The organism is Microbacterium sp. Root553, from assembly GCF_001426995.1.
Taxonomy (GTDB): Bacteria; Actinomycetota; Actinomycetes; order Actinomycetales; family Microbacteriaceae; genus Microbacterium.
Genome location: NZ_LMFY01000001.1, coordinates 314,441 through 333,647, shown reverse-complemented (window position 1 = coordinate 333,647; position 19,207 = coordinate 314,441). Strand labels below are relative to the sequence as shown.

Sequence of the window (19,207 nt, the reverse complement as noted above, 5' to 3'; positions counted from 1 at the left end):
GATGGAGCCTGCGGAAAGGCTCTGCCATGAGCGCCAGCAAGAGTGACCTGCAACGATCCGTCGTTCGCAAGACCACGAGAAGAATCGTTCCCCTGATTCTCTTCATGTATTTCGTGTGCAACCTCGACCGCGTCAATATCAGTTACGCGGCCCTCGAGATGAACGATGACATTGGCCTCACCGACGCCGCGTACGGCTTCGGGGCCGGCATCTTCTTCATCGCCTACGTCACGTTCCAAGTGCCAGCGAACGTGCTGCTCACCAAGGTCGGTCCTCGACGTTGGATGGGCGGATTGATGGTTGTCTGGGGCGTCATCGCTCTGCTGATGTCCACGCTTCAGTCGCCCACGCAGTTCTTCGTGCTCCGGTTCCTCTTGGGCGTCGCCGAGGCCGGGTTCTTCCCCGCCTTGATCTTCTACATCGCCGCCTGGTTTCCCACGACTCATCGCGGGCGCATCATGGCGATCGCCATCGCGGCAGCGCCGCTTGCCGTGAACGACCGGGTTCCCGACTTCGTGTGGGCGGTCGGGGCGGCGAACGCCGCGCGGCCTCCGTCCTGATGTAGACGGCTCACGACCACCTCAGAGCGGGAGTCGTGCGCTCGTCGTCCACACGTCGTGATCACACGATGTCTCGACGTCGCCGCCGAGCATCTGCGCGTGCTCTCGCATGCGTGTGATCCCGTGCCCTCCGAGCGCGAAGGGGACGTCCGTGCCCTCGGGGTGAATCGGGTTGCGCAGCTCGAGGCGCACCTCGCCGTCGCGGGACTGCACCTCCAGCGTCGTCTCGCCGGGTGCTCCATGCTTCGAGGCGTTCAGCGCGGCCTCGCGGAGGATCCGACCGAGGGCCCCGTCGATGTGCTTGGGAAGTTCCGGGATCGCACCTCCGACTCGGAGCGTGCGTCCCGGGGCATCGAGGAGATGGTGCGCCTGGGCGATCTCCTCGGCCAGCGCCGGTGCGTCCACTCCGGATGTCAGCGGAACGGGGTCGACCGCCGCGACGATCACTCGGATGTCGGACAGCGCGCTCTTGGCCGCGCTCAGTATCTCGGCCTGGGCCTGCGTCAGTGCGGGCCGGTCGAGCTGATCGAGGGCCCTGGCGTGCATGACGATCACGACCAGATCGCGCGCGATCACATCGTGCAGGTCAGCGGCGATCCGCGCGCGCTCGTCCCTGACGATGTCTGTGGATCTCCGCTCCTCGGCGATGAGCTGAACCGCCAGGCGCTGCTCGCGCGTGGCTCCCGCACGCATCAGGAGACCGAGGGACCCCGCGATCACCGCGAAGACCACGTACAGCAGCACGCTCATCGCCGGGATCGAGCTGCCGTCCATCCAGACGATCCCTGCGATGGCGACGACGACGAAACCCCCGTAAGCGAGGAGAAGCGTGCGCGATCCGATGCGGGAGACGAATCCGACGGCGACGATCACCGCCAGCAGCATCGGCCTCTCGATGTCGAGGGGGAAGGAGAGGCACATGGCTGCAGCGATCGCCGCGGCAGCAGCGATCGGGTTGACAGCGAACAGGGCGAAGGCCGCCGTGACCCCGAACTGCAGCGCTGCCGTCGGCGGGAACCCTGAACTCGCGGCGGAGACAAGAGTGGCGATGCACCCGACGACTGCTGCGACGAGGAGCACGACCCTCGCCGCTGGTACGAGAGGTATGAAATCCGCGAACCCGGTGTCGCCGGTCGCTGGAACCCGCTCCGACGCATCACCGCGCAGGAGTCCGAGCAGGCGACGGCGCGCCGGATCGCTCACTCGCTCAGCTGCAGAACTGCAGGATGCGGCAGATGTCCTCCCACACGCCATCTGCGTATGCGGCGGGGATGAGGATGCGGAACATGGTGATCTCCTTTTTTCGGACCTTCTGACATCTTGGTCGAAAGTGGAGGATCACGATCTGCACTTCTGGCCAGAAGATGGAAGAGCCTCTTGTTCGAATGAGTAAGTTTGTCAGCATGGAGCCGATCCGGGTCATGGTCGTCGATGACGACGCTCTCGTTCGCCGTGCTCTGAGTCTCTTCTTCGCCACCGTGGCCGACGTCGTGGTCGTCGCCACGGCGAAGGACGGGGTGGAAGCCGTCGACCTGGCGATGATGCACCGTCCGGACGTCATCATCATGGACGTTCACATGCCGAACATGGACGGGGTGATCGCGACCGAGCGGATCCTCGCCGAGCACCCGCAGGTGCGCATCCTCGCGGTCACCGCACTCGGCTCCTACGACGCCGTTCTGCCGATGCTTCGTGCCGGAGCGTCGGGGTACCTGCTGAAGGATTCCGAGCCGGAGGACGTCATCGCGGGGGTCAGACAGGTACACGCGGGCATGACGATCGTGTCGCCCGCCGTGACGAAGCGTCTGATCGGCGCGGTGCTCTCCAACGCGTCCGAGCCCATCGCCCGGTTCTCCCCGGGGATGGAGCTCACCGGACGCGAACTGGCGATCGTGAAAGAGCTGGCGCATGGCCGATCGAACCCTGAGATCGGTGCCAGGCTGAACGTCTCGGAGGGCACCGTCAAGGCGTGCCTCAGCACCGTCATGCGCAAGTGGAACGCACGCGACCGGCTGCAGGTTCTGATCTTCGCGGTGCGGGCCGGTCTCATCGACGTCTGACGATCACGTCCGGATGCCGAGCAGAGCGCGTCCGTCTTTCGAGAGCGGCGTCAACCCCAGCAGCTGACTGACACTCAACAGGACGCCGACGGCGATCCCGAACGGATCTCCGATGAACGCCCAGATACCCGTCCAGATCGCGCACACCGCGATGCCCGCGCACGGCCCCGCAGCCGCCACTCTGCGCATCGTGCTCGTGTCCAGGTCCGGCGTCAGCACCGCGATCTGCCGGCCGCGGACCAGCAGCGCGCCGGATGCCCGCGCGGAGGTCAGCCTCAGCATCGTCATCCAGTGCGCGGCCTCATGCGTTCCGATCACGACGGGGATCAGCAGAGGGAGCACCAGGATCATGGGGATCTGGCGAGCCGGGAGGTCGAGAGCGATCGCCATCGCGCCGAGCAGAAGCGAGGTCACGACCAGAACAACGGTCAACTGGCGCACCACCGCACCGATGACGAAGCCGCAGACCGAGAAGGCGTCGAAGCGACGCGGGCGCATGCGTCGAGACCGAGCGAGCGACCGGAGCAGAGCCCGCTCCGGTGAGGACAGGGAGGCATCCCCTCGAAGGCTTTCGATGAATCGACGATCACCGCTCGCGGCGCCGTGCAGAAGCACATCGATCGCGACCGGCCATCCCAGCTCTCGACGTTCCCCGTCTGAGCCGTCGACGCAGACGGTGTCGAGGGTTTCGGCATCCGCGGTCGTGAGCGGGACGCCGCGCAGCGCTCGGGCGTCGTCGGAGAGCAGCCATGCACCGTCGACGCCACGATCGAGTCGGACTCCGGGGTGGAGTCGCAACACGCGAACGGCTCCTGTCGTCGTGGTGTCCGACGGCGTCATGCGGCCAGAGCCGCGTGGGCGAGCGGCTCGCGGCGTCGCACCACAGTGAATGCGAGCGCGAGCGCGACGACCCCCACGACGACCATCGACAGAGCGCGCCCCCAATCAGAGGCGATCTGCTGAAGAGCGACGCCCGCACCCACGGTCAGGAGCAGTGCCAGCAGCAGGGTGAACAGACTCGACATGTTCTGCCGCGGACTCACCGGAAAGAGCACTCCCGCTGCGAAGGCCGCGCAGAAGCTCAGGACCATAGCCGGGAGGGCCGCGATGACGTCGGACACGCTCAGCATGCCGGTTGCGACGAGCAGAACCATCACGCAGAGCGTGATCACCGATGCGACGACGACCGCCGCGGCGAGCGAGACGCGCGTCGCCGACGCCTGACCTCTCCGCCCCGCGACCGCCGCCCTGATCCATCGGTAGGGGGCGGTGACACCGAATCCGAACATCGCGCTTCCGCCGGCGGCTGCGACGAGCAGAGCGAAGCCGACCGACGCGGGCAGCAGCACTCCCAGACCGATCATGAGGGCGATGGCCACGGCGACCAGCACCGTGAGGGTCTCGGCGGCGACGACCAGCGAGGAGCGCATCCATTGGGTGAGTTCGATGCGCACGATCGTGCGCTCCCGCCCGGGCACGGAGACGCGGCGCCCCAGCCTGGCGGCGATCGGGATGATCGCGCCGTCGCCCGCCTCGCGAACGTCGGAGGGGATTCCCGTTCCCAGGAGCAGACACAGCACGCAGACCGCGGCAGCGCCCAGAGCCACGGACGAGCCCACGAGGACGGAATCGGCCCAAGGGAGGCGAACGCGCAGAGCCAGGATCGCGATGACACCGGCGATCAGTGCGAACGAGGCGAGAGAGCGGCCGAACGCCGACGGCACTCGCAGGACCGTCCGAGACAGCCAGGTCGCACCGCGGAAGAGCGCCCAGCCTGCGGCGATGCTTGCGCAGCAGACGAGCATCCAGGCGAGCACGAGGAGCACGCGCATCTTCTCGCTGATCAGCGGCACGGCCGGCACGATGAACGGCAGCGTGAACAGGAGCCCGGCGGCGCACGCCGACCCCAGGAGGACTCCGTGCGACCCGAACCGCAGGGCTGCGGCGCTCACGGGATACGGCGCGAGCAGATCGTCCACAGCCGTCCGCGAGGGAGACACGACCAGGACGATGGTCAGCAGGCAGAGACTCATCGCCGCGGCCATCGTCAGCTGCTCCGACACCATCTGCACCTGAAGAGCAGCGGGGACGACCGCGGTCTGCCCCATCAGGAGGGGGACGACGCCCAGCAGCTGCCATCCGGCGAGCAGCGCGACGAGAACCCCGATCATGGCCCGTGAGGTCGCTCGACTGCCGCCGAACTGACGGGTGAACTCGTTCGACCACACCCTGAGCGTCAAGGACGCGATCGTGCGGGACTGGCCGAAGAATCCCGCCGGCCGGGCGATCATGCGAGAGCGGGTTCGCTCGCCCGGGAGCTGCGTCGCACGATGAGCAATCCGACGAGGTAGATGACGACGGCGGTCGCGATGAGCCAGATCAGAGAACCCGGGAACACGAACTGCGCGCTGGCGAGCTCGGCGCCCACGCCGCTGCCGTTCTCGGTCATACCCGGCACCGAGACCGCGGTGCCCGTGGCGACGGTGAGCGCGATGCTGCCGAGGAAGAGGAGGAAGCAGACGATCGGCGCGAGGAGGAGCGCCGAGAGGATGAGGGCGAGCTGGCGGAGCGCGGAGGACATGAGAGAAGCCTTTCGTTGGATCAGAGTCGGACGTGTACGGGGAATCGGGCAGCGATACCGGACTCCACCGTGAGCACCTGAGAGGCGAGCCCCGACACGTGCAGGAACACCTCTTCGAGTGACGCGGCGCCGCTTTCCTCGCGCAAGGCGGCAGGGTGCCCGGAGGCCGCGACTCTCTGATCCGCGAGGATCACGACGCTGGTGCAGAACTGCTCGGCGAAGAGGAGATCGTGTGTGGCGACCAGCACCCCGCCGCCACGCGCCCTGTGTGCGTCGATGAGCGCACGGATGCAGATGGCGGCCTCGGGGTCGAGACCGCGGAACGGCTCGTCCAAGACCAGGAGCCGCGGAGTATGGGCGAGGGCGGCGACGAACTGGATCTTCTTCTTCATACCGTGTGAGTAGTCGCCGATGAACCGCGCCAGGTGGTCGGTGAGGCCGAGTATCTCGCAGAGATAGTCTTTCCACTCGGAATCGAATCCCGGCTGCAGGCGGGCGAGGTAGTCGATGAACTCGTTTCCGCTCAGACTCGACGGAAGCGGCAGCTCGTCCGGCACGAAGCCGAGCTTGCTCTTGGCGTCGAGATCCGCGGCGGGAGACCGATCGATCAGCACTTCACCGGCGTCGGGCTCGAGCAGTCCGACGATGCTGTGCACGAGAGTCGTCTTGCCGGAGCCGTTCGGGCCGATCACCCCTAGGAGGGCGGAGGGCGCGACCTCGATACTCGCGTCGGTGATTCCCTGTCCGCCCCGGTAACGCTTCGTCAGAGCGCTCACGGAGAGCACGGGCGCGACACTCGCGCCCGCACCCTCGGTGGCATGCGTCATCTCTAGATGCATTTGAACGTGACGTTCGCGGAGAACGGGTTGGTCCAGGTGATGTCGACCACCGCGCCGAACCCGCTGTAGCCGCGGCTGATGCACATGGCCGTCAGGAAGGCGATGAAGCCGACTCCCAGCACGATCGCCGCCGCGACAGCCACGACGATCACGGGGTTGTCGCTCGTCTCGTATTTCTGCTGGAGCGCCTCGAGGGCCCTCGCGGGCGCCTGTGGGAGTGAGTAAAGGTGCGTCATTGCATTCGACATCTATGTCTTCCTTCGTGATGGTATCCGATGATCATCGGCTCACCGCGAAGGTATGTGAGAGCGCCTCTCGGTCTCGACCAACGATGAGTCAGTGTTTCTGACTTTCGGCCAGAGGCGGGCTGCATCCGTACGTCGAGGGGGTGATCCCCTCGACGTTCCGCTGGTGGTCCTGACGATGCTGATCAGTGCCTTCGAGGGTGCACCTGCTCGTCCCCGGAGAGATCGACGACCATGAGCCCTCAGCGCGGTCGAGCCCGGCCCGCGACCGCGGCTGCGGTCGCGCGTCAGAGGAACAGCGGCACCAGCGACACGATCAGGCCGAGCGCGCCGACTCCGGTGAACACGATCCCGAGCGTCCGCACGACGCGGCGGAAGTGCGGAGGCTCGCCGATCCGCGCCCTCGCCGGGTCGTTCGCGCTGACGACGCCGGTGGTCCAGCCGACCGTCGACGGCTCGCTGCGTCGCAGCCTCCGTTCTCGGAAGTCGTCGCCGGCGAACCAGCGGGCGAGCAGCTCGCCGTCGCGGTCGATGACGGCGATCTCGATCGGCATCCACGGGCCTTCGGTGACTCTGATGAGCGCAGCCACGATCAGCAGCGGCAGGCCCAGCCCCAGCCCGATCCACGACAGCACCTCGGCGACGAGAGCGAGGGTGTCGATGGGGTGCATGCCTTCATCGTAGAGACGTCCTGAGGCATCGGCGGCACAGCGGCTCGATACGCGCTGTGCCGGAATACCGCAGGTGTATTCCGAGATGCGCGTAATGGGAGGCCCCTTTCCTGATCTCTTAGGAGGACCACGACTGGGAGTGGTCCGAGTAGATGCCGAAGATGATGACTGGGGAGTGTGATGTCGTGCGTGCACGCAGAACGATGAGCGGCGACGAGACGTCGGAGAGACGGATCGAGAACGGAACGGGGGCCGTATCGCCGAGGCGACGCGTCGTCGCGATCGTGGTGGCGATGCTCATGGGCATCGCGGGTCTGCTCGGGGGCGCGCTGCCTGCGGCCGCCGCGCCGACGGTGACCTACCCCGGTGCGATCTCGAACGTGGTGCTCGAGGGGCAGAACGGGGGCGGTCCGCTCGAGCAGTGGCAGACGGTGCGAATCTCCGGTGACTGGAGCGTGCCGGAGGGGGCGCACGCCGGGGAGACCTTCGGCATGACCCTGCCTGCCGAGTTCAGCCGTCAGGCCGCGGGCACGTTCGACATCCTCGACCCGGAGACGAACGAGGTCATGGCGACATGCGTCGTCGCCGCGGGGCAGGGGCCCGACATGGTGTGCACGCTCACCGACGCCGTCGAGGGTAAGGAAGACGTGGGCGGCACCTTCTGGATGCAGGCCAGGGCATCGCAGTCCACGACCGACGAGACGGTCGAGTTCGACCTGGGAGACACGATCGAGATCGTCGACCTCCCCGGAGACGGCGGCATCGTGCCCACAAACCCCACGGAGCAGGCGAAGCCCTACAAGTTCGGTGGTCAGACCACGACCGACGGCCGGCTGAAGTGGGTCGTCGGAGTCCCGAGCGGATACGTCACCGACGGATCCTTCACGATCGCCGACACCCTCGACGGCACCCACAGCGCACACCACTACACGGGCGAGGTGCTGCTGCGGCAGCAGGCGGTGGAGAACGGACAGCTCGTGGGCGGCTGGACCGTCCTCGGTCCCGAGAGCTACCAGACGGTGTTCGCCGACGACGGCGGCTCCTTCCGATTCACGGCATCCGGGCTCCCGCACAGCGGCTTCGCCTACGAGCTGATCTATTACACGCAGGCCGACGGCCCGGTGGCGCCGGGCGACGTCTTCGGCAACAAGGCGGTCGTGAACACCTTCGAGACGTCGGCCACGCACACCGTCACCGAGTCGGGCGGAGGAGGCGGCACCGGTGTCGAATTCACCCGGTTCTCGATCATGAAGCAGCTCACCGGCCCGCTGGCAGAGGCCGCGCGCTCGGCGACGTACACCGTGCGGTACTCCGTGAAGGGATCCGATGCCCCCGCCACGGCCATGACGGTGCCGGTCGGCGAATCCGTCGCCAGCACGAGGGCACCTCTGGGGTCGACATTCGTGATCGAGGAGGTCGACCTGCCGAGCATCGAGGGCGTCACCTGGGGCCCCTGGACGATTACCGGTGAGGGCGTCGTCGACGTCGGCAACGGAACCTTCGAGGTCACGCCGTCGTCGAACGCGGGGGTGGCGCTGACACTCACCAACACCGCGAATCCGGTGACGCCGCCGCCATCCGTTCCGCCGACGACGCCCCCGCCGTCTGTGCCGCCGACTGTGCCCCCCACCCCGACGCCGCCTCCGGGCGTGCGGACTCCGCCTCCCGGCGGGCTGGCGCTGACCGGAGGCGAGATCGGGTACGGGTTCCTGGCGCTCGCCGTCGCGCTGATCGCGGGTGGCGGCATCGCCACCGGCGTCGCGGCCCGGCGCCGTGCGAGCGCCGAACAGCTCTGAGCAGACGGGACACAGACGACACGAGGCGGTCACCGAAGGGGTGACCGCCTCGTGTCGTGTGCCGTGCGAAGTCCCATCCGGGGACGGGCCGCGACGGGTCAGCGGATCGCGGAGACCGCGCCGCCGACGATGACGGCGACGATCGTCGTCCAGCCGATGATCGCCACGGCCTGCCAGATGAGGATACGTGCCTTGCCGATGCCGGAGGCGGCGAGCATCGTCGCGGTGAAGTGGGTCGGCAGCAGCAGCGGACCGAGCAGGCTGACGCCCGGAACGCCGTAGCGCTCGAACGCACGCTGGAACTTCTCGCGGCGGGCACTGCCACGGTCGGAGCCGCCGGCGTCGACGGTCTCCGAGACACCGCCTCCGGCGCTGCCCGCGCCGCCGGCGGCGACCGCCTCCCGGCTCCGCGTGCGCTTCACGATCGCCGAGCGGGCACCGGAGCCGGCGATCACGAGGATGGCGACGCAGAGGAAGTTGCCCACGATCGCGGCGATCGCGGCGATCACCGGATGGATGCCGCCGATGATGCCGATCGACACCGCCCCCTCGCCCTCGATGAACGGGATCGCGCCGGCGAGCGCGATGATGAGCGGCTGGATGAGTTCGGGCACCTGGGCGACGAAGCCCTGGAACGTCTCGATGAGGTTCATGGATCTCTCCCGTTGGTCTGTGCGCCGGTCTCTCCGCCGCGATGACTACAGTCCATCGCGCATCGTGCGTCGACGGCAGTGTCGGGTCGTCACCGCTTTCCGGGTGGTTCGCCTGCGGCATCCATGACATCTGTCACGCCCGTATCGTGGGGGCATGAGCCCCTCCTCCCGCCCGGTCGATCCGCTCGTCGATCCCCCTCCCGGTCAGCGGCAGCTCGCCCGCGGCATCACCGCGACCTGGTGGTACACGTTCTCGGCCGTGGTATTCCTCGAGCTGTTCCTCGTGCTGGTGTGGGCACTGCAGGCACTGGCGGTGCCGGGTCCGGGTGCAGGGTGGATCGTCGTGGGCGTCGGCGGACTCGTCTGGTGGCTGTCCACGATCGTGCTGCTGTGGGCCTACCGGCATCGGGTCGACGCCGAGCCCGGCATCGCGTGGACGCGCATCGCCCCGCCGCTGCTGATCGCGGTCGTCTACGGGGTGGTCGCCGGGGTGGTGGTCGACAGCTGGTTGCTCGCGCTGATGCCGGTCGCGCAATCGGTGGTGCTGCTCAACTGGCCCAAGGGCATCCGGCTCCGGGTCGTGGCGCTGATGACCGCCCTGCTCGTGGGCGCCGCGTTCGTCGACGGAGTGAGGGGAGCGGTCCAGCCGGGAGGGCCGGGGTGGATCGCCGCGTTCTACGCGATCCTCATCCCGGCGATGTCGGTGAGCTCGCTCTGGTGGTGGGACGTTCTCGTCACCCTCGATCGCGCGCGGGCCTCGGAGGCGCGTCTCGCCGCGACCCAGGAGCGCCTGCGCGTCGCCACCGACGTGCACGACCTGCAGGGTCACCACCTGCAGGTGATCGCCCTGCAGCTCGAGCTCGCCGAGCGTCTGCTGCCCCTCGACCCGGATGCCGCCCTCGAGCAGCTGCGGGCCGCGCGGGTGAGCGTCGACGAGGCACGCCAGGGCACGCGCGACCTCGCGACCCGGTTCCGTTCGGTGCCCCTCGGCGACGAGGTGGCGAATGCCCGCGATCTGCTCGCGGCCGCCGGTCTCCAGGTGCAGGCGGAGATCGCCCCGGATGCCGATGACGCGCCGTCCTCGGCTCTGGGGCCCGTCATCCGGGAGACCACGACGAATGTGCTGCGCCATGGAGCGGGCGGGCACGCGCGTCTCGCCCTGGGGCGCGCGCCCGAGGGATGGCGCTACGAGGTGGCGAACGACGTCGGCGCGGATGCCGTGGTGCAGCCGATCGGCTCCGGGCTGGACGGCGTCAGGCGGCGTATCACGGAGGCCGGTGGCACACTGGAGATCCGCGACGATGAGGGGGAGTTCGTCGTGGTCGTGACGGTGCCCGCCGCGATCGCGGCATCCGACGAGAGGGCGATGCGATGATCCGGGTGCTGCTCGCCGACGACGAGGGGATGATCCGCTCCGCGCTCGCCGCGCTGCTGCGACTCGAGGGGGACATCGAGGTCGTCGCCGAGTGCGTCGACGGCGAGGAGGCCCTCGCCCGGGCGCTGGAGCTGAAGCCCGACGTGTGCCTGCTCGACCTCGAGATGCCCGGACTCGACGGGGTCGAGGTCGCCGAGAAGCTCGGCAGGGCGATCGCCACGCGGTGCGTGGTCGTCACCCGCCACGCGCGCCCCGGAGTGCTGCGGCGCGCCCTCGCCTCGGGCGTCTCGGGGTTCCTGCCGAAGTCGCGGGGCGCCGACCAGGTCGCCGACGTGATCCGCCGCGTCGCCGCGGGCGCGCGGTACGTCGATCCCGAGATCGCCGCCGACGCGCTCAGCGACGAGCGCTCGCCGCTGACCGATCGTGAGCTCGATGTGCTGCGCGCGGGGCGCCGCGGCGAGACCACGGGGCAGATCGCCCGGAGCCTCTCGCTCGCCCCCGGCACAGTGCGCAACCACATCTCCGCGGTGCTGGCGAAGCTCGGGGTCGGCACGCGGCAGCAGGCGGTGCTGATGGCCGAGGCGCGCGGCTGGATCTGAGTCGCGTCAGCGGTGCGCGCGGCCGTCGCGGTCGTGGTCGTGGTCGTGATCGTGATCGCCGTCGTGATCGTCCTCGAGGATCATGCCGACCGAGGTGGCGCACGCGTCCCCGCGCCAGGCCTCCACGCCCTCCCGCACGGCGAAGACCGCGATCACGAGTCCTGCGACCGCATCCGCCCACCACCATCCGAACAGGCTGTTGAGGGCCAGCCCCACCAGGACCGCGGCCGAGAGGTAGGTGCAGATCAGTGTCTGCATCGAGTCGGCGACGGCGGTGGCCGAGCCGATCTCGCGGCCCGCACGCCTCTCGGCGAGCGACACGATCGGCATGATCGCCACACTCAGAGCGGTGAGCACGAGACCGACCGTGCTGTGCTCCGGTCGTTCCCCGCCGATCAGCGCCCACAGCGAGGTCGCCGTGACGTAGGCCGCCAGTGCGAAGAACGCGACCGCGATCACCCGCAGCGTGGGCTTCTCCCACCGTTCGGGGTCGCGCCGGGTGAACTGCCACGCGACGGCGGCGGCCGAGAGCACCTCGATGCTCGAGTCCAACCCGAAGCCGATCAGGGCGGCGGAGGAGGCGACGGAGCCTGCGGCGATCGCCACGACGGCTTCGATGAGGTTGTAGACGATGGTGAACGCGACGATGAGACGGATGCGTCGCTGCAGCCGTGCTCGTCGGTCGGGGGTGATCGTGAGCGTCGACATCAGCAGGTGCATCCGTCGGAGTCGCAGCAGTCGGGCTCGACGATCAGCATCACACGCATCAGCTCGTCCAGTGCCGGGGCGAGGTGCGGGTCGGCGAGGTGATAGCGGCTGCGGCGTCCGTCGGGGATCCCCTCGACGAGACCGCATCCGCGCAGGCACGCCAGATGATTCGAGAGGAGCTGGCGGCTGACTCCGAGCTCGTCGGCGAGATCGGAGGGGTATGCCGGAGTCTCGCGGAGCGCCAGGAGGATCGCCGCCCTCGTCGGATCGGAGAGGGCATGCCCGAGGCGAGCCACGGCGGCGGTGTGGGTGGGGGAGGCGGTCAGCGTCACACGCCAACTGTACACAAAATACTGAACTCAGCGGATCGTGTATCGATGGACCCTAGTCGGCCGGCCCGACGATAACCGCCGACTCGGAGGGGAGCGCGATGGTCCGGGAGGAGATGCGCACAGGCGTGGTCTCGAGCAGCACCCGGGCGTCGGGCGCCAGCTCGAACTCGATCTCGCCGGCGGTCAGGTTCACCAGCACCGACACGTCGCCGCGATCGAGGCGGTACGCGCGGGCATCGGGGGCGGCATCCTCGTGCATCACGGTCACACGGGTGTGCGCGAGATCGGGGTCGGTGAGATCGGGCAGTTCCCGGCGCAGCGCGATCAGTCGTCGATGAAGATCGAGCATGCGCGCCTGCCGAGGGCGGTCGAGCTCGGCCCAGTCGAGGTGCGAGCGCTCGAAGGTCGCCGGATCCTGCGGGTCGGGCACCTGGGCGGGGTCCCACCCCATGCGCGCGAACTCGGCGATGCGACCTTCGGCGGTGGCCTTGGCGAGCTCCGGCTCCTCGTGCGAGGTGAAGAACTGCCAGGGCGTGGTCGCCCCCCATTCCTCGCCCATGAACAGCATCGGTGTGCCCGGCGCGGTGAGCGTGAGCACGGCGGCGACCGCGAGGCGATCCGCCGACAGCGATGCCGAGAGCCGGTCGCCCGCCGCGCGGTTCCCGATCTGATCATGGTCCTGGGTGAAGGTGACCAGGCGCCAGGACGGAACCTCGGCCGGCAGTGGATGCCCGTGCGCGCGGCCGCGGAAGGAGGAGTGGGTTCCGTCGTGGAAGAAACCGCTCTGCGACACCTTCGCGACGGCATCCGAGGCGGCGAAGTCGGCGTAGTAGCCCTCGGTCTCCCCGGTGAGGGCGACGTGCACCGCATGGTGCCAATCGTCCGACCACTGCGCGGTCAGTCCGTATCCGCCCTCGTCCCTGGGCAGGACGAGGGTGGGGTCGTTGAGGTCGGACTCCGCGATGAGGGTGAGCGGTCGGCCGAGCTCGGCGGCGAGAGCATCGACGCGTTCCGCCATCTCCTGGAGGATGTGCGGGGTCTGCTCGTCGTGCAGCGCATGCACGGCATCGAGGCGCAGACCGTCGACGTGGAAGTCGCGCAGCCACATGAGCGCGTTCTCGAGGATGTACTCGCGCACGGTCGGCTCGCTCAGATTCAGCGAGTCCCCCCAGGACGTGTTGTGCTCGCCGTCGCGCAGGTACGGACCGAACTCGGGAAGGTAGTTGCCGCTCGGGCCGAGATGGTTGTAGACGACGTCCTGGATCACCGCGAGCCCGCGGGCGTGCGCGGCATCGACGAGTCGCTGGTACCCGGCGGGCCCGCCGTAGCCCTCGTGGACGGCGTACCACAGCACTCCGTCGTATCCCCAGTTCCATCGTCCGCTGAACGCATTCACCGGCAGCAGTTCGACATGGGTGACGCCCAGGGAGACGAGGTGGTCGAGTCGTCCGATCAGCGCGTCGAGGGTCCCCTCCGGCGTGAAGGTCCCCACATGCAGCTCGTAGACGATGCCCCCGGCGAGCTCGCGCCCTGCCCAGTCGTCGTCCGTCCACTCGAACCGGGACGCATCGTAGAGCGCCGACGGTCCGTGCACGCCTCGGGGCTGTCGACGCGACCGCGGGTCTGGGCGCAGCATCGAGCTCTCGTCGAGCAGGAATCCGTAGCGCTCGCCTTCGGCCATGGCGACGTCGGAGCTCCACCACCCGTCGGGCTGTCCGTCACGGCTGAGATCGTGCTCCGAGATGGTCACGCAGGCCGGGGTGAGTCGGCGAAGCCGCACGGACTCGGCGCGCGGCGCCCAGACGGAGATCATCGGTCCTCCACCAGCAGGGCGACGGGGTACGTGTCGAGAAGCTCGGACAGGCGTACCGGACCCGCGGCGATCCGCCGCCCCGTCAGCACGTCGGTCGCGGGGATCTCACGCCGCAGCAGCACGGTGTCGCCCCACCCGCCCCGGTCGGCGAGGCCGACGGGGAGGCGGGTCGCGACGGCGAGGACGCCGCCCCGGTCGACGGCGACGGCGTGTGCGGACGCCTCGCCCGCCACGGTGCCGGGGCGGTAGCCGTCGAAGAGTTCGGGGTGGTCGCGGCGCAGGCGCAGCGCGCGAGAGGTGACGAGCATCTTCGCGGCGCCCGAGTCGTCGATCGGCGGGAGGACGCCGCGTACGGCATCCGCATCCATCCGACGCAGCAGGTCGGCGCGCGCGCCGAAGTCCACGGGCCGCCGATTGTCCGGATCGACGAGGGAGTGATCCCACAGCTCGGTGCCCTGGTACACATCGGGGACGCCGGGGGTCGTGAGCTGCAGGAGCTTCGCGGAGAGGGAGTTCACCCGTCCGGCGTCGACGATCTCGGCCACGAAGGCGTCGAGCACCTCGCGGGCGGAACCCTCGGTGGCCTCCGCGATCGCGATGACGCCCTTCTCGAAGTCCTCGTCGGGATGCTGCCAGGCGGTGGACTCGGCGGCCTCTCGGGCGGCTTTGAGCCCGTACTGGCTCATCCGCTCGGCGGTGATCGGCCAGGCGCCGACCGCCGCCTGCCAGAGCAGCGCGTCGAGGGGGCCGTGTCCGGTGGAGGCGATGCTGCGGAGCTCCGCGAGGACCTCGGCCCAGCGCCCCGGAATCTCGGCGAGCACCGAGAGCCGCGCCCGGACATCCTCCGAGCGCTTCGTGTCGTGGGTCGACAGGGCCGTCAGCGAGTGCGGCCACGACGCGAGTCGCGCGCGCTGGGCGTCGTGGAAGGCCTCGACCGTGATCGAGGCGATCGACGGATCGCCGCCGACTTCGGTGAGGGTGCCGAGGCGCGTATAGCGGTAGAAGGCGGTGTCCTCGACGCCCTTCGCCATCACGGCGCCGGTGACCTGCGGGAATCGCTCGGCGATCTCGAGGTCGGTGTCGACGAGCAGGGGAGCGAGCTCGGCGATCGCGGTCGCGAGGTCGGGTCGCCGGGCGGCCGCATCATCGAGCGCATTCTGCAGATGCTCGTGCCCGGCAGGCAGGTACGCGCGATACACGGGGAAGCTCGCGATGATCTCGGCGAGCGCCTCCTCGGCGTCCACGACCCCGAACGGCAGGGAGCGCACCAGGCGTCGCACTTCGGACCGCAGCAGCTCGTCGGCGATCATCCGCTTCGTCGAGTGGATGAGATCCTGCCAGGATGCGGCGGGCGGGAGGCCCGAGTCCTCCCGCAGGCGTGCGTCGAGCTCGTCGAGCGCGCGCACGCCGTCGCCGTCGATCAGCACGCGATCGAACTCCACGAGAGCGTCGTACCCGGTGGTGCCGTCGGTGCGCCACCACGAGGGCAGCTCCTCGCCGGGCTCGAGGATCTTCTCGACGACCGTGTAGGCGGCGCCGGTCGCATCCGCGAGGCGCTCCAGGTAGGTGCCGGGGTCGACGAGCCCGTCGGGGTGGTCCACCCGCAGGCCGTCCGCCAGGCCCTCGGTGATCCACCGCACGATCTCCCGATGGGATTCCTCGAAGACGTCGGGGATCTCGACACGGATGCCGGCGAGCTCCGAGACCGCGAAGAAGCGGCGGTAGTCGAGGTCGGTGTTCTGGTCCTCCCAGAAGCGCAGTTCGTAGTGCTGGGCGTCGAGGAGGGCGGGGAGATCGTCCGCGAGGGCGGCCGTGCCGGGGGCCAGCGGAAGCTCGTGGTCGAAGTAGTGCAGCGTGCCGTCGGGGGCGTCGTCTGCGGGGGTGGTGTCGATCGTGATCTCACCGGCGGCGAGCACCTCGGCGGGCGACGAGCCGAGAATCGGCAGCCGCACCCGACCCGCCGACACCCGCCGGTCGACGTCGAAGGCGATCGCATGCCGCGACGAGGTGCCGAGGCGCAGCAGATCCCACCACCAGTGGTTCGCGCGCGGCAGGGCCACGCCGACGTGGTTCGGCACGATGTCGACGAGGATGCCGAGACCCGCCGCGCGCGCCGCAGCGGCGAATCGCGTCAGGCCCTCCGGCCCTCCGCGCTCCGGGTCGACACGGGAGTGATCGACGACGTCGTACCCGTGATCGGATCCGGGCACCGCTGCGAGCAGCGGCGACAGATACGCCCACGACGCGCCGAGGTCGGCGAGATATCCCGCCGCCTCCGCCGCATCGTCGAGGGTGAACCCCTGTCGGATCTGCAACCGGTACGTCGAGAGAGGTCGTCGCGTCATCGAGGCAGCTCCGGGCTCGGTGCGGGCGCCGGGGCCTCCGCGCGTTCGGTCTGGATGCGCAACGACGCCTCCACGGAATCGTCGGTTGGCACCTCGGTCTGGTCGACCTCGCGCAGCACCAGCATCGAGTGGGCCTCGAGCGTCACCGGGGCGCCGGCGTCGATCGCGGGTCCGCCTGCGCGATCGCCGGCGGTGTCGATGGCGACCTCCCAGGCGCGACCGTGCCTGTCATCGGGGAGCATCGCGTCGATCGCATCCGCTCCGCTGTGGAAGTAGACGAGGAAGTTCTGATCCGACACGGGCCGGCCGCGGCGATCCTTCTCCCGGATGCCCTGTCCGTTCAGGAACATGCCGATCGCGAGCCCGAAGCCCGAATCCCAGTCCTCCGGCTCCATCCGACCGCCGTCGGGGCGCAGCCAGACGACGTCCGGCACGCGCTCGCCGTCCTCCGACCGCACAGGGCGTCCGTCGAAGAATCGGCTGCGCCGGAAGGTCGGGTGCGCACGACGCAGTCTTGCGACGGCGGCCGTGAACTCGACGAGGGGTCGATCCGCGGCCTCCCAGTCGATCCAGGTCAGTTCGTTGTCCTGCGCATAGCCGTTGTTGTTGCCGTGCTGCGTGCGTCCGAGTTCGTCGCCGTGGGCGATCATGGGCACGCCCTGCGACAGCAGAAGGGTGGCAAGGAAATTGCGCTGCTGCCGGGCGCGCACCCGGTTGACGCTCTCGTCGTCGGTCGGTCCTTCCACGCCCTGGTTGCTCGAGCGGTTGTGCGACTCCCCGTCGTTGTTGTCCTCGCCGTTGGCCTCGTTGTGCTTCTCGTTGTACGAGACGAGGTCACGCAGCGTGAACCCGTCGTGCGCGGTGACGAAGTTGATCGACGCGACAGGGCGACGGCCCGAGTGCTCGTAGAGGTCGGCCGAGCCGGTCAGCCTCGAGGCGAACTCGCCGAGGGCCTGCGGCTCCCCGCGCCAGAAGTCGCGCACGGTGTCGCGGTACTTGCCGTTCCACTCTGTCCACTGCGGGGGGAAGTTGCCGACCTGGTAGCCGCCGGGGCCGACGTCCCACGGCTCGGCGATGAGCTTCACCTGAGAGACGATCGGGTCCTGCTGCACGAGCTCGAAGAACGCCGCGAGCCGGTCGACGTCGTAGAACTCCCGCGCGAGGGTCGACGCGAGGTCGAAGCGGAAGCCGTCGACGTGCATCTCGGTCACCCAGTACCGCAGCGAATCCATGATGAGCTGCAGCGCGTGCGGGTTGCCCGCGTTGAGGCTGTTCCCGGTGCCGGTGTAGTCGGTGTAGTAGCGACGGTCCTCTTCGAGCCGGTAGTAGGCCTCGTTGTCGATGCCTCTCATCGAGAGCATCGGGCCCATGTGGTTGCCTTCGGCGGTGTGGTTGTACACCACGTCGAGGATGACCTCGATGCCCGCCGCGTGCAGCGCGCGCACCATCGCCTTGAACTCCTGCACCTGCTGGCCGTGCTCGCCGCTGGAGGCGTAGTCGTTGTGCGGGGCGAAGAAGGCGAGCGTGTTGTAGCCCCAGTAGTTCGAGAGGCCCTTCTCCTGCAGCGTCGAGTCGTTCACGAACTGATGCACCGGCATGAGCTCGAGTGCGGTGACCCCGAGGTGCACCAGGTGCTCGATGACCGACGGGTGCGCGATCGCCGCGTAGGTGCCGCGCAGTTCCTCGGGGACGTCGGGATGCAGCTGGGTGAGCCCCTTGACGTGGGCCTCGTAGATCACGCTCTGCGCATACGGCGTCTTCGGGAGGCGGTCGCCGGCCCACTCGAAGAAGGGGTTGATGACGACGCCCTTCGCCATGGTGGCGGCCGAGTCCTCGTCGTTGCGCGAATCGGGGTCGCCGAAGGTGTAGCCGAAGAGCGGCTGACCCCAGTCGATCTCACCCGACACGGACTTGGCGTACGGGTCGAGCAGCAGCTTGTTCGGGTTGAAGCGCTGACCCTGCGCGGGATCGTAGGGGCCGTGCACGCGGTACCCGTAGAGCTGGCCCGGCTGCACGGACGGCAGGTAGCCGTGCCATACGAACGCGTCGACCTCGTCGAGCGGCACCCGCTCCTCGGTGCCCTCGTCGTCGAACAGGCACAGCTCGACCTTCTCGGCGCCCTCGCTGAACAGGGCGAAGTTCGTGCCCTGACCATCGAAGGTCGCGCCGAGCGGGTAAGGGGATCCAGGCCAGACGTCGTGGCTCACCGCGCGTGCCGCATCGCGACTGCACGGTGCAGAACGGTCTGAAGAGCATCGTGGAAGTCGTGCACTTGCGCCACCTCGTCGGCTTTCGGGTAGGGGTGGCCGACGTAGCAGACGAAGACCGGATGAACGTGTTCGATGTAACCTATCGGGCCGTCGTGCATGACGACGTAACGATCGAGGTCGACGCGCTCGTAGAGGGTTTCGACCGGAGTCGTGGTTCCCTGTGAAGCCTGGTCCCGCGGGGACTCCCGGTCATGTGCGGCATGGGTCTTCGCAGTCATGATGGCTCCTGATTCTCTTGATGCTCTCACGATAGGAGCGGGGGTGAATCTGGGATATCCCATTGCCAGCAGGGCGATCACGCGCTATGTCTCGAGTCGTGCCCGCGCGCCCGTGGCCGACCCGTGAAATCAGGGCGGCCGC

20 protein-coding genes are annotated in these 19,207 nt (G+C 68.8%); 5 read left to right on the top strand and 15 right to left on the bottom strand.

What is annotated here, in order from left to right:
- The first annotated feature begins 26 nt into the window (after nt 1–26).
- Nucleotides 27–560 (top strand): MFS transporter, encoded by a 534-nt coding sequence (locus ASD43_RS01520; RefSeq protein WP_056412648.1) that lies wholly within the window; start codon nt 27–29, stop codon nt 558–560.
- A 21-nt stretch (nt 561–581) separates the two neighbouring features.
- On the opposite strand, the gene ASD43_RS01515 is transcribed toward ASD43_RS01520, so the two are convergent.
- Nucleotides 582–1,640 (bottom strand): sensor histidine kinase, encoded by a 1,059-nt coding sequence (locus tag ASD43_RS01515; protein WP_162247468.1) that lies wholly within the window; start codon nt 1,638–1,640, stop codon nt 582–584.
- 305 nt (nt 1,641–1,945) lie between these two features.
- On the opposite strand from ASD43_RS01515, the gene ASD43_RS01510 reads away from it, so the two are divergent.
- Nucleotides 1,946–2,620 (top strand): response regulator, encoded by a 675-nt coding sequence (locus tag ASD43_RS01510; protein WP_235563994.1) that lies wholly within the window; start codon nt 1,946–1,948, stop codon nt 2,618–2,620.
- 3 nt (nt 2,621–2,623) lie between these two features.
- Here the strand turns inward: ASD43_RS01510 and ASD43_RS01505 are convergent, their stop codons facing one another.
- From ASD43_RS01505 to ASD43_RS01475, 7 genes are all read right to left on the bottom strand, one after another.
- Nucleotides 2,624–3,421 carry a hypothetical protein gene (locus tag ASD43_RS01505; RefSeq protein WP_056412643.1) on the bottom strand — a complete coding sequence of 266 codons (798 nt, stop codon included), beginning with the start codon at nt 3,419–3,421 and terminating at the stop codon, nt 2,624–2,626.
- 35 nt (nt 3,422–3,456) lie between these two features.
- A complete protein-coding gene (locus ASD43_RS01500; protein WP_056412640.1) occupies nt 3,457–4,911 on the bottom strand; it encodes a hypothetical protein in 1,455 nt (484 codons plus the stop codon).
- Nucleotides 4,908–5,201, bottom strand: coding sequence for a hypothetical protein (locus ASD43_RS01495; RefSeq protein ID WP_056412637.1), 294 nt, complete (start codon nt 5,199–5,201; stop codon nt 4,908–4,910). The genes ASD43_RS01500 and ASD43_RS01495 overlap by 4 nt, the downstream gene beginning before the upstream one ends.
- A 20-nt stretch (nt 5,202–5,221) precedes the next feature.
- Nucleotides 5,222–6,028, bottom strand: a complete 807-nt coding sequence (locus ASD43_RS01490; protein WP_056412634.1) for an ABC transporter ATP-binding protein — start codon at nt 6,026–6,028, stop codon at nt 5,222–5,224.
- Nucleotides 6,029–6,030: 2 nt separating this feature from the next.
- Nucleotides 6,031–6,288, bottom strand: coding sequence for a hypothetical protein (locus tag ASD43_RS01485; protein WP_157550687.1), 258 nt, complete (start codon nt 6,286–6,288; stop codon nt 6,031–6,033).
- Between the two features lie 284 nt (nt 6,289–6,572).
- Nucleotides 6,573–6,956 carry a hypothetical protein gene (locus ASD43_RS01480; protein WP_056412631.1) on the bottom strand — a complete coding sequence of 128 codons (384 nt, stop codon included), beginning with the start codon at nt 6,954–6,956 and terminating at the stop codon, nt 6,573–6,575.
- Nucleotides 6,957–7,074: 118 nt separating this feature from the next.
- Entirely contained in the window at nt 7,075–7,263 is a 189-nt protein-coding gene (locus tag ASD43_RS01475; RefSeq protein ID WP_157550684.1) for a hypothetical protein, read from the bottom strand.
- On the opposite strand from ASD43_RS01475, the gene ASD43_RS01470 reads away from it, so the two are divergent.
- Nucleotides 7,250–8,752, top strand: a complete 1,503-nt coding sequence (locus tag ASD43_RS01470) for an Ig-like domain-containing protein (protein ID WP_157550681.1) — start codon at nt 7,250–7,252, stop codon at nt 8,750–8,752. The two genes, ASD43_RS01475 and ASD43_RS01470, sit on opposite strands and share 14 nt — an antisense overlap.
- Before the next feature lie 98 nt (nt 8,753–8,850).
- On the opposite strand, the gene ASD43_RS01465 is transcribed toward ASD43_RS01470, so the two are convergent.
- Nucleotides 8,851–9,405 (bottom strand): hypothetical protein, encoded by a 555-nt coding sequence (locus ASD43_RS01465; protein WP_056412623.1) that lies wholly within the window; start codon nt 9,403–9,405, stop codon nt 8,851–8,853.
- A 154-nt stretch (nt 9,406–9,559) separates the two neighbouring features.
- Between ASD43_RS01465 and ASD43_RS01460 the strand changes: the two genes are divergently transcribed.
- Entirely contained in the window at nt 9,560–10,780 is a 1,221-nt protein-coding gene (locus ASD43_RS01460) for a sensor histidine kinase (protein ID WP_056412620.1), read from the top strand.
- Nucleotides 10,777–11,379 carry a response regulator transcription factor gene (locus tag ASD43_RS01455; protein WP_056412617.1) on the top strand — a complete coding sequence of 201 codons (603 nt, stop codon included), beginning with the start codon at nt 10,777–10,779 and terminating at the stop codon, nt 11,377–11,379. Before ASD43_RS01460 ends, ASD43_RS01455 begins: the two co-directional genes overlap by 4 nt.
- A 6-nt stretch (nt 11,380–11,385) precedes the next feature.
- Here ASD43_RS01455 and ASD43_RS01450 read toward each other — a convergent pair whose 3' ends face one another.
- From ASD43_RS01450 to ASD43_RS01425, 6 genes are read right to left on the bottom strand one after another with little or no spacing between them, the layout of a single operon-like run.
- Nucleotides 11,386–12,099 (bottom strand): cation transporter, encoded by a 714-nt coding sequence (locus ASD43_RS01450; protein WP_235563991.1) that lies wholly within the window; start codon nt 12,097–12,099, stop codon nt 11,386–11,388.
- Nucleotides 12,087–12,419, bottom strand: a complete 333-nt coding sequence (locus tag ASD43_RS01445; RefSeq protein ID WP_157550678.1) for an ArsR/SmtB family transcription factor — start codon at nt 12,417–12,419, stop codon at nt 12,087–12,089. Before ASD43_RS01445 ends, ASD43_RS01450 begins: the two co-directional genes overlap by 13 nt.
- Before the next feature lie 52 nt (nt 12,420–12,471).
- Nucleotides 12,472–14,232, bottom strand: a complete 1,761-nt coding sequence (gene treZ / locus ASD43_RS01440) for a malto-oligosyltrehalose trehalohydrolase (protein ID WP_056412610.1) — start codon at nt 14,230–14,232, stop codon at nt 12,472–12,474.
- Nucleotides 14,229–16,577 (bottom strand): malto-oligosyltrehalose synthase, encoded by a 2,349-nt coding sequence (gene treY / locus ASD43_RS01435; RefSeq protein WP_056412607.1) that lies wholly within the window; start codon nt 16,575–16,577, stop codon nt 14,229–14,231. Before treY ends, treZ begins: the two co-directional genes overlap by 4 nt.
- On the bottom strand, nt 16,574–18,784 hold the full coding sequence (glgX, locus tag ASD43_RS01430) for a glycogen debranching protein GlgX (protein WP_056412605.1): 2,211 nt from the start codon (nt 18,782–18,784) through the stop codon (nt 16,574–16,576). The genes treY and glgX overlap by 4 nt, the downstream gene beginning before the upstream one ends.
- On the bottom strand, nt 18,781–19,065 hold the full coding sequence (locus ASD43_RS01425; protein ID WP_056412602.1) for a hypothetical protein: 285 nt from the start codon (nt 19,063–19,065) through the stop codon (nt 18,781–18,783). Before ASD43_RS01425 ends, glgX begins: the two co-directional genes overlap by 4 nt.
- Nucleotides 19,066–19,207: the final 142 nt, after the last annotated feature.